Below are 15,216 nucleotides of genomic sequence, written 5' to 3'. Positions count from 1 at the left end.
AACTATGCATTCAAATAAAGTGTTGATTCTTGGTCTAACCTGGCCGGAACCTAAGACAACGGCGGCAGGGATGAGGATGATGCAATTAATTCATTGGTTTTTAGAAAAAAAATTTCAAATTACTTTTGCCAGTACCGCTGCCTTTAATGAGTATTCCGAAAATTTAACCGCCTATGGGGTTGATCAGCAATCCATAAAACTAAACCATCATAGTTTTGATGAGTTTGCTCAGCAATTAAATCCTTCTATCGTGGTTTTCGACCGCTATATTATGGAGGAACAATTTGGTTGGAGGATAGCGGAGAATTTACCCGATGCGCTTCGGATTTTGGATACTGAAGATCTTCATTCGCTTAGATCCGCGAGAGAAAAAAATTTCTCTGTTCAAAAAGAATTTAATGTTTCCGATTGGCTAAGTCTGGATATTACAAAAAGAGAACTGGCAAGTATTTTCCGGTCAGATTTATCGTTGATTATTTCCAAATTTGAGATTAAACTACTATCAGATATAGTTAAGGTAGATGAGAGTTTACTTTTCCATCTGCCGTTTATTTACGAGCAATTAAATGAGAGTATTATTAAGAATTGGCCCCCCTTTGATAAAAGACAACATTTTGTATTCATCGGAAACGGGAAACATGCCCCAAATATAGATGCAATTTCATGGCTTAATACCGACATATGGCCATTAATTAGGGAATCACTACCGGAATCGGAATTGCATATTTATGGGCCATATATGCCGGAAAGTGTTCGAAAAATGGAAAGCCCTAAAACAGGTTTTAGAATTAAAGGATGGGTAAGGGATGCAGCTTCTATAATGGCTCAGTCAAGGCTTAATCTGATACCATTGCGCTTTGGTGCCGGATTAAAGGGAAAACTGTTGGATGGTTTTATAAACGGAACACCTTCTGTTACAACTTCTATTGGAATGGAAGGGATAGGTAATTCTAAAGAATTAAACCTTTTTACCCAGGACGAAGCCATAGGTTTTTCTAAACTGGCTATAGGACTTTACCAGAATAAGTATAGATGGAAGGAAACCCAAAATTTGGGAACAGATTTGATAAACAAACATTTTAACAAGGTAGTTTTTGGAGAAAGACTTAATAAGAAAATTATAGAATTAGATCAAAACCTGAATCAACATAGAGCAACCAACATTATTGGAGCCATTTTAGCACATAAAACGTTGCAGAGTACTAAATATTTATCCAAATGGATTGAAGCCAAAAACAATTTGTTACAATAAAAAACTCGACGTTAATTAGATAAAGACCTTATAAAAATGAGAGGACATTAACAGTACAAGCCTTATCTTTATTGCGTACATAGAAATACTCTGATATGAACATAAACTGGAAAACCGTTAAAACTTTTGAAGATATTACCTATAAAAAAAGCAATGGAGTGGCACGTATTGCTTTTAATCGGCCTGATGTACGAAACGCGTTCAGGCCTAAAACTACAAGCGAGTTATATGAAGCTTTTTATGATGCCCAAGAGGACACTTCTATTGGTGTAGTATTGCTTTCCGCTGAAGGGCCCTCGTCCAAAGACGGCGTCTATGCGTTTTGTAGTGGGGGTGATCAAAAATCCAGGGGCCATAAAGGCTATGTGGGTGATGATGGAATGCACAGACTGAATATCCTGGAAGTGCAACGCTTAATTCGCTTTATGCCAAAAGTGGTTATTGCAGTAGTACCCGGGTGGGCTGTAGGAGGAGGACATAGTTTGCATGTGGTTTGTGATCTTACCCTGGCGAGTAAAGAACATGCTGTTTTTAAACAAACAGATGCTGATGTTACAAGTTTTGACGGGGGGTATGGCTCTGCATACCTGGCTAAAATGGTTGGGCAGAAGAAAGCCCGTGAAATTTTCTTTTTAGGAAGAAGTTATACCGCACAGGCGGCATATGAAATGGGTATGGTTAATGCGGTAATACCTCATGAGGAGCTAGAGGAGACCGCTTTTGAATGGGCTCAGGAAATATTGGCAAAATCACCTACTTCTATCAAAATGCTAAAGTTTGCGATGAATCTTACAGACGACGGAATGGTTGGTCAGCAAGTCTTTGCCGGCGAAGCCACCAGATTGGCATATATGACAGAAGAAGCAAAAGAAGGCAGAAATGCATTTTTAGAAAAGAGAAAACCTGATTTTGGAACGAATAAATGGATACCATAATAATAGAGCTGACCTGGTTTGGTTTTAGCCTTTAATAATCCACGTCTTTTAAATAAATTGAGTTTTCCTATAAAATCGAATTTAGTTTTAACCATTATAGGGATCTGATTTAAAGACCATTTATATTGGTTAATACACTATCCTGGACCACATGCTAACATGTATTCGTGTACGCAATAAGATTGAAGTTGTTAAAACTAAAAAGAGCCCTGCCAACTAAGACAAGACTCTTTTACGAGAACACTATATGAAAATGAAAAAATTAACTTCTTGTTATTTACACTGTAAACATACAGCCAACCTTTCTGAAAATATAATTATTGTTGTGAGCAATCATAGATTTGTGGTAAAAAGAGCAATTCCTGTTATTTGATCGCAAAATGGAGTCTCAATTATTTATTAGCTGCTAAATTTCTTACAATTCTCACTTAAGGAATCTTTTGTTGAATTTTATTACCTTAACTTTTTTATTAATAACCCATTCATTTAGAATATAAAAATTGATTGGATGTCTAATATAGGATTGATAATTGCGGAAAGGAGCAGGGATATTGGAGACTTCCTGGTTGGAAGATTAATACCCTTTCGCAAAAAGAGAATGATAGGCCCATTTATTTTTATTGATCATATGGGCCCCACTAGTTTAGGACCTGAAAAATATATGGATGTTGATCAACACCCGCATATCGGACTGGCCACACTAACTTTTATGTTAGAAGGAGAAATCATGCACGAAGACAGTTTGGGTACAAAGCAACGAATTACACCCGGTTCTGTAAATTGGATGATAGCAGGTAAAGGAGTTTCCCATACAGAGCGGACCCCTTCTGATCTAAGGGATGGGAGAAGTTTAGTTGCCCACGGATACCAAATATGGGTTGCTTTACCAAAGGAATTAGAGGATATAGCCCCACAATTTTATCACTTTGGCCCTGATGAACTTCCTCAATGGCACAATGGTAGTACGACCTTTAAATTAATAGCTGGTAATGGCTACGGTAAAACATCGCCTGTACCTGTTCATTCCCCTTTATTTATGGTAGAAATAAAGACGGTTGAAGATTATGTGTTGGACACATCAAACGAATTATATGGTGAAATTGGAATTTGCGTAGTAGAAGGTACTATCGTGGCTTGTGATAATGAAATTAATAAAGGCAATATCCTGGTCTCCAAAGTTTCAGATGTTTGCAACATTAAAGTCAAGGCCAATTCCCATATTTTGTTGTTTGGGGGAGAACCATTTAGCGAGGAACGACATATATATTGGAATTTTGTCTCTCATGACAAAAATAAAATTGATGAAGCTAAACAGGCATGGAAGAATAAGACTTTTCCAATGATGCAAACAGACAGAACCTATGTGCCACTTCCTCGTTAAACCAACTATTTTGTATTCGTATCTCTTAAAGGCTATCTTCATTCTATGATCAACTCTTATAACTTCTTTAAAAACCTCAAATACAGCGGTCTGGTATTCAGTATTTACATATTGCTGTGTAGTTGTAACTCTCCAAAAAAGGATAAAGCAGTCGTTTTATATGAAACCAATTGTGCCAGTTGTCACATTCTTCCTGAAATAAATAGCTTGCCAAAGGATATTTGGTCAGAGAAAATACTTCCTGAAATGGGAGCAAGATTAGGGATAAGAGACTCGGGTTACAATCCCTATAAGGGACTTTCATTTGTAGAAATGGATGCGGTTATAAAAACAGGAATATTTCCTGGAAAACCCATGCTGGATATAAGGGATTGGGAACTCCTAAAGGAATATATTATAAGTAATGCCCCAGATTCATTGCAAGTAATCGGGGACAGTGTTACTCCTGTAGAATTATCACAGTTCACACCAACCAGGATTTCCCTGGATAGTACTATAGGGGCATTTTTTACTTATATGGAATTTAAAAAGGAAAAAAAAGGACTCATGCTAGGTGATCTATATGGCAACTTATCTGAATACAGTTTTGCTACTAAACAAAACAATCGCATAGGTAGATTTGGCAGTCCGGTGGTGTCCATAGAAGAAGATGGCGATAATATGATTGTAGCTGCAATTGGAAGTATAAGACCTAGCGAATTATTTTCCGGCAGACTATTTGAAGTGAGTCCGGATACAATAAAGATTATTCCCGAAGCCCTTCATCGCCCGGTTCATGTACTTGCTCATGATTTTGACAAGGATGGGATTAAAGAATTGGTTGTTAGTGAATTTGGAGACATAAAAGGGCAGCTATCACTTTTTAGAAAAAGAACGGAAGAAGAAACCTATACAAAGCATATACTTTTAAATCAACCTGGCACAATAAAAGCTGAGATAAGTGATATGAATAATGATGGCAAGGATGATCTGGTAATATTAACTGCCCAGGGGGATGAAGGGATCACCATACTTTATCAGGACAATGATTTAAAATTCAGACCCGAAAAGGTTATCCGTTTTAGTCCTGTATATGGTAGCAGCGCGTTTCAAATGATTGATTATGATCATGATGGAGATGATGATATAATTACGGTGCACGGCGATAATGCGGATAAATCATTTGTGCCCAAGCCATATCATGGAATGCGCATTCATATTAATAATGGCAAAAATTCATTTACAGAGGCATATTTCTATCCTTTAAATGGTGCTACCGCCCTGGAAGCAGTAGATTTCGATCAGGACGGAGATATAGATATTGCCCTGGTAGCATCGTTCCCCGATTATCAAAATAGGGCCGATTTCTCATTTGTATATTTAGAAAATAAAAACGAACTTAATTTCAATTTTTCCGAGAATACCTTTATGGATTCAAATAGTGGAAGATGGTTCTTAATAGATACCGGGGATATTGATAATGATGGGGATGAAGATATTATTTTAAGTTCGTTTACTTACGCATTTACTCCTGTACCCAAGTCTTTTTCGGATCGATGGAATGACGAAAATGTGGATATAATGGTGCTGGAGAATAATTTAAGTAACTCAAACGATTAGCTATGCGCAAAGTCATTTTAATATTTCTAATGGGGTTACTTTTAGTATCATGTAAAAGTGAAGAACTTATATGGAAATCGATTGAAGTTACGGCCTCAGCTTATAATTCAGTGGAGAATCAAACCTCAGATCAACCTAATGTAGGGGCCTGGGGCGATACGCTTAAACCTGGCATGAAATGTATTGCAGTATCGCGTGATCTGTTATCGATAGGAATTAACCATAATACCAAAGTAAAAATTACAGGTTTAAAAGGAATCTACCTGGTAAAGGATAAAATGAATGAAAGATGGACAAATAAAATTGATATTTACATGGGAGACAACATAAAGGAAGCCAGGGAATGGGGGTCTAAAAAAGTAACCATTCAATATGCGATTAATCCTGATTAATTACAAAAGGCTCCATAAAAATAAACTGAACATAACCCGAACATAACAAAAGAGATTCCTCCTCCTGAATGAAGCAACTTCTTCTAATAATTATCACACTAATTTTTCTGTCCTGTTCAGCCTCAAAAGAAATTGTAGACAAACCAATTGTCTTTAACGAGGAAAGAACTGAACTAACACGCACCTACTTATTGGAGCGTTATGGACTGGAGCAGGAATCTCCGGCAATTTCACCCAAAATGATTGTATTACACTGGACAGTTATTCCCAGCCTGGAAGAGGCATTTGAGGCATTTGACCCAGCCACTTTACCCAACTGGCGGCCTGATATAGAAAGCGTAAGTGGACTGAATGTATCCTCACAGTTTATGGTAGACAGGGATGGCACCATCTATAGTTTGATGCCCGAAACAAATATGGCAAGGCATGTCATTGGGCTGAATCATTGTGCAATAGGGGTTGAAAACGTTGGAGGCACTAAAGAGTTACCCTTGACAAAGGCGCAGTTAAAAGCAAATATTTGGTTGGTGGAATACCTATCCAATAAATATCCAATTGAGTATTTAATTGGACACTATGAATATACAAATTTTGAAAACCATCCTTTATGGTTAGAGAAAGACGAAACCTACAGGACGGTAAAAACAGATCCGGGTAAAGATTTTATGAAAAAAGTACGTAAAGCAACCAAAAATCTTAATTTTAAACCCGTACCGATAAACCCAGAAAATAATGACAATTAAATATCTAAATGTACTCCTTCTCACAATAATTACTACTCAGCTATATGCTCAGCCGGTGGAGATAACAAATTCCCTATATGAGACATATGATTCTTATAAAGAACCTACTCTGAATAAAAGACGAATTAAACATCAAGAGCTGGTACCACTTGTAAAAGGATACCGTAATAATCCCAAATTTGATGTTACCACTGTTGGAAGCTCCATTGAAGGCAGAACACTATCTCTTATCAGTATAGGTAAAGGTGAAACTGATGTCTTTTTATGGTCACAAATGCACGGTGATGAACCAACAGCAACTCAAGCCATATTTGATATATTAAACTTTTTCGATAGTGATGATTTTATAGATGAAAAAGAGGAGATATTAAAAAATCTAAGACTTCACTTTTTACCCATGCTAAATCCTGATGGTGCCGAGGTCTTTCAAAGAAGAAATACTCTTGGGGTAGATATTAACCGGGATGCACTAAGACTCCAATCTCCCGAAAGCAAAACCCTTAAACGGGTTCGGGATAGTCTAAGTGCCAACTTTGGTTTTAATCTTCATGATCAGAGTACGTACTATAATGCTGAACGCACTAATAAACCCGCCACTGTATCATATCTGGCACCAGCATATAATTATGAGAAAGACATAAACGAGGTTAGAGGCAATGCTATGAAAGTTATTGTTTATATTAACAATATCATTCAGAAATATGCCCCGGGACAAGTTGGAAGATATAACGACGATTTTGAACCAAGAGCCTTTGGAGATAATATTCAAAAGTGGGGGACAAGCACAATTCTAATTGAATCTGGCGGCTATCCCGAAGATATTGAAAAACAGGAAATACGAAAGTTGAATTACGTCTCTATTCTGTCTGCAATTTATACTATTGCCAAAGGAAATTATAAGGATATTAATCTGGAGGATTATGAAAAAATACCAGAAAATGATCGTAAACTCTTTGATTTAAAAATAGAAGGAGTAAGCTATGAATTGATGGGTTCTGAATATATTCTTGATTTGGGTATTCAAAGACCTGAAGTGGATATGAAGGGGCATAATGATTTTTGGTATAGCAGCCGAATAATAGACCAGGGAGATCTTTCGACCTATTATGGATATAAGACATTTAATGCCGAGGGCTATATACTTAAACCAGGAAAGATATATCCAAAGACCCTAAAGTCAATTCAGGAGCTGAACAAGTTGAATCCCTTGGAATTATTAAAATCCGGATACACGTACATCAGAGTTGAACAACTTGACGAAAATATCTTAAACTCACCAATCCCTTTACATATTATTTCAACAACCTATAAAGTTCCCAAATTTAATCTTTCCGTTGGTAAAAATCCAACTTTTCTGCTTGCCAAGGATCAGAAAATCGAAACTGCAGTGATCAATGGGTTTTTAGTAGATTTAGAAACTGGTGATAGCGATTTTGTAAATGCTATGATCTATAAATAAGTTAATTCTTATATCTAAGGCCTTACTACTTACACTTTGTTTATCTCTAAGCCTAGGGTTATATGTTACCGTTGAATAGATAACTATAATTAGTGGTAAGATGGGAAGCATTTGAAAGTAAGATTACCAACATAGTGAACAAAGCAACTACTATTGATGAAAATACTAAGAGAACGACACTTTTATACCATCTGGACAATGGTCCTATTGCACTCTGACTGATAATTTCGTTTACTACATCCATGATTTCTTTTTTTAGCGTTAAACATTTTTTAATACATTTTAGGATGACTTTAAGTTGCAACAGTTCATTGGGGTTGTTACATATAAAACAAGTTATGTTCCAAAAACCCTACTTTAGGAGAATATATTTTTGATAATCCAAAAGAAAAGAGGTGCCAAATAGCACCTCTTTAATTGTCTCAATATTATTACGTTTTTACTCACAGCCTCCGGTAAAGCCAGATGTGTCAAATTTAGTCTGTACAGCTCCCTGCAGGCTGCCATTGCTCACTTGTATAGCCAGATTATTTTCACCACTACCATCTCGTTTTGGGGTGCAATATTCAAAGAGGTAAAAACTATTTGACTGTTCGGTTACCCTAAGTGAAATATCATTAAAAGTTGTTTCAAGTTCTTCCTTGTTCCCGGCAAAAACGCTCGAAGTTTTACCAATTTTCATTAGTATTTCAGTATCAATTTCAGATCCTAAGCCAATTGCAAAAAAAGAAATATTACTATTAGATTCATCTACTTTTTTTAAGGCTTCCTCTTCACTATATCGTGAAGCCTGGTCAGTGCCATCCGTAAAAACTACTACTGAAGTAGCGCCAATAATACTATTATTTGTGCTTTCGTTAAGTAATTCGGAAGCAATATTAGTAGATTTAATTACCGCTCCGTATAAATCAGTTGATGGATCATTGCTAATTGTAGTTGTTATGCCTGCTATTGCAGCTATCAATTCGTCCCTGGAGGCAGTTAAGGGATTCAATAAATGTAGTTCATCTTCCCCGTCAAACCAGTAAATAGCCATTTTAAACGAGTCTTCCTCTATCGTGGGCATTACATTATTAATAAAACTAGTCGTTGCAGATTTTAACTCATCCAAACTACTGCTAAGTACACTATTACTAAGGTCGAGTACCAATAAAGTACTATTATTAAAAATTTGTGAATTAGGCGAAATACGGGCATAAGACTCAGAGGCAGATATGGTATTAAAACATTCGTCGTTTCTTCCTTGCTCATAAATAGTAAATTGTTCTGCAGTTAAGCCCGGTACTGGATTACCGATCTGGTCAGAGACTTTAAAAAAAATAGATACTTTACCAGGTAAGGTGGTAAATTGATCCTGAATAGATAATACAAGATCACTTTCACCGAGGTCAAGACAGTCATCAACAGGATTACCTAAACCAAGTGAACCAGCCTGATTGATGTCAAAATTTACATCATCATCTGCATTTCCACAAGAAACGAATAGGATTAAAGCACATTGTAGACCTAGAAGCTTAATATAAGTTTTCATTTTCATAAATTTTGTTGTTCCAACAGCACAACGGCTAATTCTATTTAAAATTATGGGAGTATTTAAAAACTTTGTTAAATCTTGTTAAAACGGAATACAAATTTTTTTGTAGCTTACTATGTTTCTATGTTCTTACCATTAGGAAATGTTCTTATTTTAGCCGGTAAGAAACAGTTGCAAGGGTTAGCTGAAGAAGATTTAGAGATAAATTACCAGGTTTGAAAATTCTTTTGCTTTTTAACATTTAACAATTTGTTAAATGGGCAAGAGTTACTTATAATTTTGATAACTTTAAGAAGTATTCTAATTACTCACTAAAAAAACATACATATGCCAACGTATCAATTAAATATTAATGGTGAATCGAGGTCAGTTGAAGTTAGCGAAGATACCCCGTTACTCTGGGTTTTACGCGATCATTTAGACCTCGTAGGAACAAAGTATGGTTGCGGCATTGCACTATGTGGTTCATGTACAATTCATCTTGATGGAATTGCTGTCAGAAGTTGCGCTTTAACCTTGGCTCAGGTAGAGGGCAAATCTATAACCACCATAGAAGGTCTCTCGGAAGATGGTACTCATCCTGTTCAGGAAGCCTGGAAAGAGGTAGATGTTCCCCAATGCGGTTATTGCCAGTCCGGCCAGATAATGACTGCTTCAGCATTTCTTAAAAACAATCCGAATCCAACTGAAGATGAGATTAAAGATGCTATGCAGGGTAATATTTGCAGATGTGCGTCTTACACCAGAATTTATAAAGCAGTTGAAATAGCCGCCAGTAAAATGGCATAGTGAACCAGCAAAAAAAAATCAAAATGTCTACACAAAAAACATCAATAACATTTAGCAGAAGATCCTTTATGAAAACCAGTTCCCTGGCAGGAGGTGGATTAATAATTGGTTTTAATTTATTTAATGCCTGTAAGCCAAATGCCAAACCTTCAATTGATTTGGCAAAATTAAACTACAATGATTTTAACGCTTTTATTAAAATAGCAGATAATGGCGCAGTGACCATATTTTCACCCAATCCTGAAGTTGGACAAGGAGTTAAAACCTCAATGCCTATGATAATTGCTGAGGAATTAGACGTGGCGTGGAAAGACGTTTATGTGAAGCAGGGTGTATTGGATACCAATAATTACACCAGGCAGGTGGCCGGAGGAAGCCAGTCTATTAGATTTGGCTGGGATGCCTTAAGGGAGACCGGGGCAACAGCAAGACAAATGCTCATTAATGCAGCGGCGGCAAGATGGGGGGTTGATCCATCTGAATGCACGACCAGTGAAGGTGTTATTAGTAATGCTGCAGGAGAAACATTGAGTTATGGCGAAGTTGTCAATGAAGCTGCAAACCTTGAGATACCTGAAGATGTTACTCTAAAAGAGGTAAAAGACTATAAGATAATTGGAAGCAATGTCACTAATGTTGATATCGATAAAATAGTTAAAGGTGAAAATCTTTATGGGTTCGATTTTAAAACTGAAGGTATGCTCATTGCCTGTGTAATGCGCCCTCCGGCTTTTGGTCAAAAACTGGAATCCTTTGATGATGCAGACGCGAAAGCTGTCGATGGAGTTACCGAGGTACTCAGGTTCGGAGATAAAATTGCCGTTTTGGCAAAGGATACCTGGTCGGCCATGAAAGGAAAAAAGGCATTAAAGGCAGAATGGAAGACAGATACCAAATTAGAAAGTACTGAAGATCATGATAAATTATTACTGGGATTGTTAGACGGTAATAAATTTGAAACCCTTCGGGAAGACGGTGATATTAAGAAAGCTTTTGCACAGGCAGATGAAGTATTGGAAAGAACGTATGAATCTCCATTCCTGCCCCACAATTGTTTGGAACCTATGAACTTTTATGCTAACGTTACTCCGGATAAGATACATTTGGTAGGTCCTATTCAAACACCGGAAGGCACAGCCAAACATATCGCTGAAGTATTGGAGCGTGATTTTGAGGATGTCCATTTAGAGATGACCAGGATTGGTGGTGGTTTTGGCAGGAGGTTATATGGTGATTTTGCCGTGGAAGCAGCGGAGATTTCTAACAAGGCCAAAAAACCGGTAAAAGTTGTATTTTCAAGAGAGGATGACATGGCGGATGGCATTTACAGACCTGCAATAAAATATAGAATAAAAGCAGCGGTTAAAGATGGGAAAATTACCGGATATCATTTAAAAGAAGCCGCCATTAATTCTAATATGTATGGCCTGATACCTAACTTTTTTCCCGCAGGCGCAATTGAAAATTATCAGGTAGATGTAGCCAATTATAAAAGTAATATCACAACCGGGGCCTGGAGAGCTCCATATACCAATTTTCTTGCTTTTGCAGAACAAAGCTTTTTTGATGAATTAGCCGAAATGATGGAAGTAGATAAGATACAACTCAGATTAGACCTGCTTCAGAAAGTGAAGGGCACAACCGATGAGCGAATTCAGTATTCGCCTGAACGCATGGAAATAGTGATCAAAACAGCTGTAGAGAAATCAGGTTGGGGCACAAAACCGGAAGGTGTTTATCAGGGATTTGTAAATTATTATTGTCATAACAGTCATGTTGCAGAAGTGGCTGATGTAGTTTTGGAGAATGGCCAACCTGTGGTCAAAAAAATAACCTGCGTCGTTGATTGCGGAATTGTAATAAATCCCTTAGGAGCCTTAAATCAGATCGAAGGTGGTATAATTGATGGTATTGGCCATTCTATGTACGGAGATTTTACTTTTCAGGATGGAGTACCACAGTCAGTTAATTTTGACAAATATCGCCTCATTAGGATGAAAGAGGCACCCATAGTAGAAACTCATATGATTAAAAACGAGTTCTCTCCAACCGGACTTGGGGAACCAACGCTGCCTCCTGCCGGTGCTGCAATTGCAAATGCTTTTAAGGCGGCAACAGGAAAAAGATTATATAATCAACCCTTTAGTAAATACCCCGATTTATTAACAGGGCCGGAAAAAGAAATCATTGGTTAATATGACGATTTTATTGTTTGGTATAACCAAGGATATAGTTGGTAGTTCATCGCTGTCGATGCCTGTTGCGAAATCTTTAAAGCTGAAGACTGTCGGGGAATTAAAATCATATCTTGGCAGCACTTATCCTGAATTAAATAGGCTAAGTTCTTTGGCTGTGGCCGTAAATAACAGTTATGCAGCTGATGATGTTGCCATAAATAATTTTGATGAAATTGCATTGATTCCACCGGTAAGCGGAGGTTAGTGCCTTTAAAATAAGTAAAACCTTATTCGGTGTATTAAATGCTATTAGACAATCACAACAGAAAAATTAATTACCTGCGCCTGGCCGTCACAGACCGATGTAATCTGAGATGTAATTACTGTATGCCTTCTGAAGGCATAAACTTTGCTAAAAAAGACAAGTTGTTGACCATGGAAGAGCTTTCAAAAATTGGTGAATTACTTGTTCAAATGGGGATTGATAAAATCAGGATAACAGGAGGAGAGCCATTTGTGAGAAAAGATTTGATGGCCCTACTGAGTAACCTCAGGAATAACCCTGGGCTTAAAGATATTTCTATTACTACGAATGCGACTTTGATTGGCCCCCGCATTGATCAACTTAAAGAACTAGGCATTAAAAATGTTAATGTAAGTATGGACGCAATAAACCGGACAACATTTGAACGGATAACGCGGCGGAATCATTACGAAACTGTTCATAATAATCTAATACGGCTTATATCAGAAGGGTTTAATGTCCGAATTAATTTTATCGTTCTTGACAATCAGAATATTCAGGATATAATTCCAATTCTGGATTTACAAAAACATTACCCGGTTAGCGTTCGCTTCCTGGAAGAAATGCCATTTAATGGAGGATCTAAAAAATTCAATGCCATAAAATGGGACTATAAAGCCATCTTGTCCCATATTAGTAGTACATATCCTTCCTTTGAATTAATACAATCCCCAAAAACTTCTACTTCAATTAATTATAAAATAGAAGGTCATAAAGGGAATTTTGGAATTATTCCTTCGTTTAGCAGAACATTTTGTGGCAGCTGTAATAGACTAAGAATAACTGCCCTGGGAGATGTTATTACCTGTTTGTATGGTCCTCCCAAAATTAATCTCAGAGAAATAATAAGAGGTAATTCTCCCGAATATAATATTAAACGAGCAATAGAAAGAGTCATTGGCAACAGGTCAATTACGGGCTTTGAGGCTCAGAAAGAACACAAAGGAGTATTTGATAATTCCATGACCTCCATAGGAGGATAATGATAACAGACCAAAAAGACTAGGTTAATTACCAGTAAATCTATAGAACGATGAAAATCCAGGATGGAAACTCACAAGTAAAACTTTATGGCCTGGTGCTTTCCGGAGGAAAAAGCACAAGAATGGGTCAGGATAAAGGAGTAATAGAATATCATGGGCTGCCACAGCGCATGCATGTTTATAATTTGCTATCTAAGGTTTGCGATAAAACATTTTTAAGTATTCGAAAAGAACAGGAATCAGAAATTTCAGAAGGCATATCCACTGTAATTGACAGGGATGAATATAAAGGCCCTTTTAATGGATTGTTGAGCGCAAACTATGCCTATCCTAAAGTTGCCTGGCTTGTATTAGCCTGTGACCTTCCGCTAATAGATCTAAATGCAATAAATCAATTGATAGCTGCCAGAGATAAGGAAAAAAATGCAACTGCATTTGCTACCCGAAAAAGTGGTTTACCAGAACCTTTAGCCGCGATATGGGAACCCCACGGATTAGCCAATGCTATAGATTATTTAGAACATGCCGCTAGCAGTTGTCCCCGGAAATTTTTGATTAATTCTGCGGTTAAATTAGTCTTTCCCAAGGATGATACTGTTTTAATGAATGCAAACTCAGAGGAAGACTATAGAGAAGTATTATCCAAATTAGAATCCATTTGAATTCAAATCGCTACATACGTCAAACTTCGCTTAAGGGATTTGGTCATAAATCTCAGGATTTATTGTTAAAATCGCGTGTTTTAGTTGTAGGAGCAGGTGGCCTTGGAATTCCTGTGCTACAGTACTTAAATGCAATGGGGATAGGCACTTTGGGAATAGTGGAAGGGGATAAGGTAGAAATTACCAACTTACAAAGGCAGGTGATCTATTCCGAAAAAGATATTGGAAAGCCGAAACTTGAAGTAATTATTGATAAATTAAAAGCCCAGAATTCAAATACCACACTAATAGCTCATGATACTTTTCTAACCCGTAATAACGCTTTGAGTATTATTAATGATTATGATATTGTAGTTGATGCAACTGACAATTTCCCTTCACGTTATCTTGTTAATGATTCCTGTGTTATTTTAAAAAAGCCATTTATCTATGGTGCATTACACGGTTTTGAAGGACATATCAGCGTGTTTAATTACAAGGGAGGCCCTACGTATAGGTGCTTGTTTCCCGTACCGCCTGAGGAGTCATCTATTCCTAATTGCAATGATAATGGAGTGTTAGGCGTAATTCCGGGAATAGTTGGTACTTTACAGGCTTTAGAAGCGGTTAAATGCATTACGGCCTTAGGGGACGTGTTATCGGGTAAGCTATTAATATACAATGGGTTAAATCAATCCTTTTATAAATTAGGTTTTCAATCAGAGCCTCAAAATTTAGTACGCTCCAGCCTCGAGAGTACTTACGAAATTCCCAACTGCGATTTCGTTAGTGAAGTTTCTGTAGAGGCATTTCAAAAAATAAAGAGCGAGAGCAATTCATGGCAACTAATTGATGTACGAACAAAAGAGGAATTTACCCTAGATCCGTTAAAAGAAGCTATTAATATTCCTTTGTCGGATTTGGAAATACAACTTCATAAACTTAAGCCGGAACAGTCACTTTATTTTATTTGTCAATCGGGAATTCGAAGTCTTAAGGCAGTAAGCATTGCAAGAAATCAATATCC

The 15,216-nt window shown here is 37.1% G+C and carries 15 protein-coding genes; 13 read left to right on the top strand and 2 right to left on the bottom strand.

The genetic code is table 11. From position 1 onward, the window contains the following. The first annotated feature begins 4 nt into the window (after nucleotides 1–4). The 7 genes from WBM60_RS00615 to WBM60_RS00585 all read left to right on the top strand — a co-directional run bounded on the left by WBM60_RS00615 (nucleotide 5) and on the right by WBM60_RS00585 (nucleotide 7,761). On the top strand, nucleotides 5–1,252 hold the full coding sequence (locus tag WBM60_RS00615) for a glycosyltransferase (RefSeq protein ID WP_424282630.1): 1,248 nt from the start codon (nucleotides 5–7) through the stop codon (nucleotides 1,250–1,252). Nucleotides 1,253–1,347: 95 nt separating this feature from the next. Then, nucleotides 1,348–2,187, top strand: coding sequence for a 1,4-dihydroxy-2-naphthoyl-CoA synthase (locus tag WBM60_RS00610; protein WP_424261008.1), 840 nt, complete (start codon nucleotides 1,348–1,350; stop codon nucleotides 2,185–2,187). Between the two features lie 508 nt (nucleotides 2,188–2,695). Further along, nucleotides 2,696–3,568: a pirin family protein gene (locus WBM60_RS00605; RefSeq protein WP_424282629.1), complete on the top strand. Its 873-nt coding sequence runs from the start codon at nucleotides 2,696–2,698 to the stop codon at nucleotides 3,566–3,568. A gap of 45 nt (nucleotides 3,569–3,613) precedes the next feature. After that, entirely contained in the window at nucleotides 3,614–5,167 is a 1,554-nt protein-coding gene (locus WBM60_RS00600) for an FG-GAP repeat domain-containing protein (protein ID WP_424282628.1), read from the top strand. Nucleotides 5,168–5,169: 2 nt separating this feature from the next. Continuing rightward, nucleotides 5,170–5,559, top strand: a complete 390-nt coding sequence (locus WBM60_RS00595) for a 3D domain-containing protein (RefSeq protein WP_424276978.1) — start codon at nucleotides 5,170–5,172, stop codon at nucleotides 5,557–5,559. 68 nt (nucleotides 5,560–5,627) lie between these two features. Further along, nucleotides 5,628–6,302: a peptidoglycan recognition protein family protein gene (locus WBM60_RS00590; protein ID WP_424276979.1), complete on the top strand. Its 675-nt coding sequence runs from the start codon at nucleotides 5,628–5,630 to the stop codon at nucleotides 6,300–6,302. Continuing rightward, nucleotides 6,292–7,761 (top strand): M14 family metallopeptidase, encoded by a 1,470-nt coding sequence (locus WBM60_RS00585; RefSeq protein WP_424282627.1) that lies wholly within the window; start codon nucleotides 6,292–6,294, stop codon nucleotides 7,759–7,761. The genes WBM60_RS00590 and WBM60_RS00585 overlap by 11 nt, the downstream gene beginning before the upstream one ends. A 58-nt stretch (nucleotides 7,762–7,819) precedes the next feature. Here WBM60_RS00585 and WBM60_RS00580 read toward each other — a convergent pair whose 3' ends face one another. Together WBM60_RS00580 and WBM60_RS00575 are read right to left on the bottom strand one after the other, a co-directional pair. Continuing rightward, nucleotides 7,820–8,005, bottom strand: a complete 186-nt coding sequence (locus tag WBM60_RS00580) for a hypothetical protein (RefSeq protein WP_424259335.1) — start codon at nucleotides 8,003–8,005, stop codon at nucleotides 7,820–7,822. A gap of 195 nt (nucleotides 8,006–8,200) precedes the next feature. After that, nucleotides 8,201–9,292 (bottom strand): vWA domain-containing protein, encoded by a 1,092-nt coding sequence (locus tag WBM60_RS00575; RefSeq protein ID WP_424259336.1) that lies wholly within the window; start codon nucleotides 9,290–9,292, stop codon nucleotides 8,201–8,203. Nucleotides 9,293–9,622: 330 nt separating this feature from the next. Here WBM60_RS00575 and WBM60_RS00570 point away from each other — a divergent pair, with 330 nt between their 5' ends. The 6 genes from WBM60_RS00570 to WBM60_RS00545 form a co-directional block, all read left to right on the top strand. After that, nucleotides 9,623–10,084 (top strand): (2Fe-2S)-binding protein, encoded by a 462-nt coding sequence (locus tag WBM60_RS00570; protein WP_299162242.1) that lies wholly within the window; start codon nucleotides 9,623–9,625, stop codon nucleotides 10,082–10,084. Between the two features lie 23 nt (nucleotides 10,085–10,107). Beyond that, a complete protein-coding gene (locus tag WBM60_RS00565; RefSeq protein ID WP_424279680.1) occupies nucleotides 10,108–12,279 on the top strand; it encodes a molybdopterin cofactor-binding domain-containing protein in 2,172 nt (723 codons plus the stop codon). A gap of 1 nt (nucleotide 12,280) precedes the next feature. After that, nucleotides 12,281–12,526, top strand: coding sequence for a MoaD/ThiS family protein (locus WBM60_RS00560; protein WP_424259338.1), 246 nt, complete (start codon nucleotides 12,281–12,283; stop codon nucleotides 12,524–12,526). 38 nt (nucleotides 12,527–12,564) lie between these two features. Continuing rightward, nucleotides 12,565–13,548: a GTP 3',8-cyclase MoaA gene (gene moaA / locus WBM60_RS00555; protein ID WP_424259339.1), complete on the top strand. Its 984-nt coding sequence runs from the start codon at nucleotides 12,565–12,567 to the stop codon at nucleotides 13,546–13,548. 50 nt (nucleotides 13,549–13,598) lie between these two features. Further along, nucleotides 13,599–14,210: an NTP transferase domain-containing protein gene (locus WBM60_RS00550; RefSeq protein WP_424259340.1), complete on the top strand. Its 612-nt coding sequence runs from the start codon at nucleotides 13,599–13,601 to the stop codon at nucleotides 14,208–14,210. Continuing rightward, on the top strand, nucleotides 14,207–15,216 hold a 1,010-nt coding region (locus tag WBM60_RS00545), incomplete at its 3' end, for a ThiF family adenylyltransferase (RefSeq protein ID WP_424282626.1). The genes WBM60_RS00550 and WBM60_RS00545, both read left to right, overlap by 4 nt.

Origin of the sequence: Eudoraea sp. (assembly GCF_049669105.1) — a bacterium.
Taxonomy (GTDB): domain Bacteria; phylum Bacteroidota; class Bacteroidia; order Flavobacteriales; family Flavobacteriaceae; genus Eudoraea.
The sequence above is the reverse complement of the archived record's forward strand: the minus strand, read 5'-3'. Positions and strand labels throughout refer to the sequence as shown.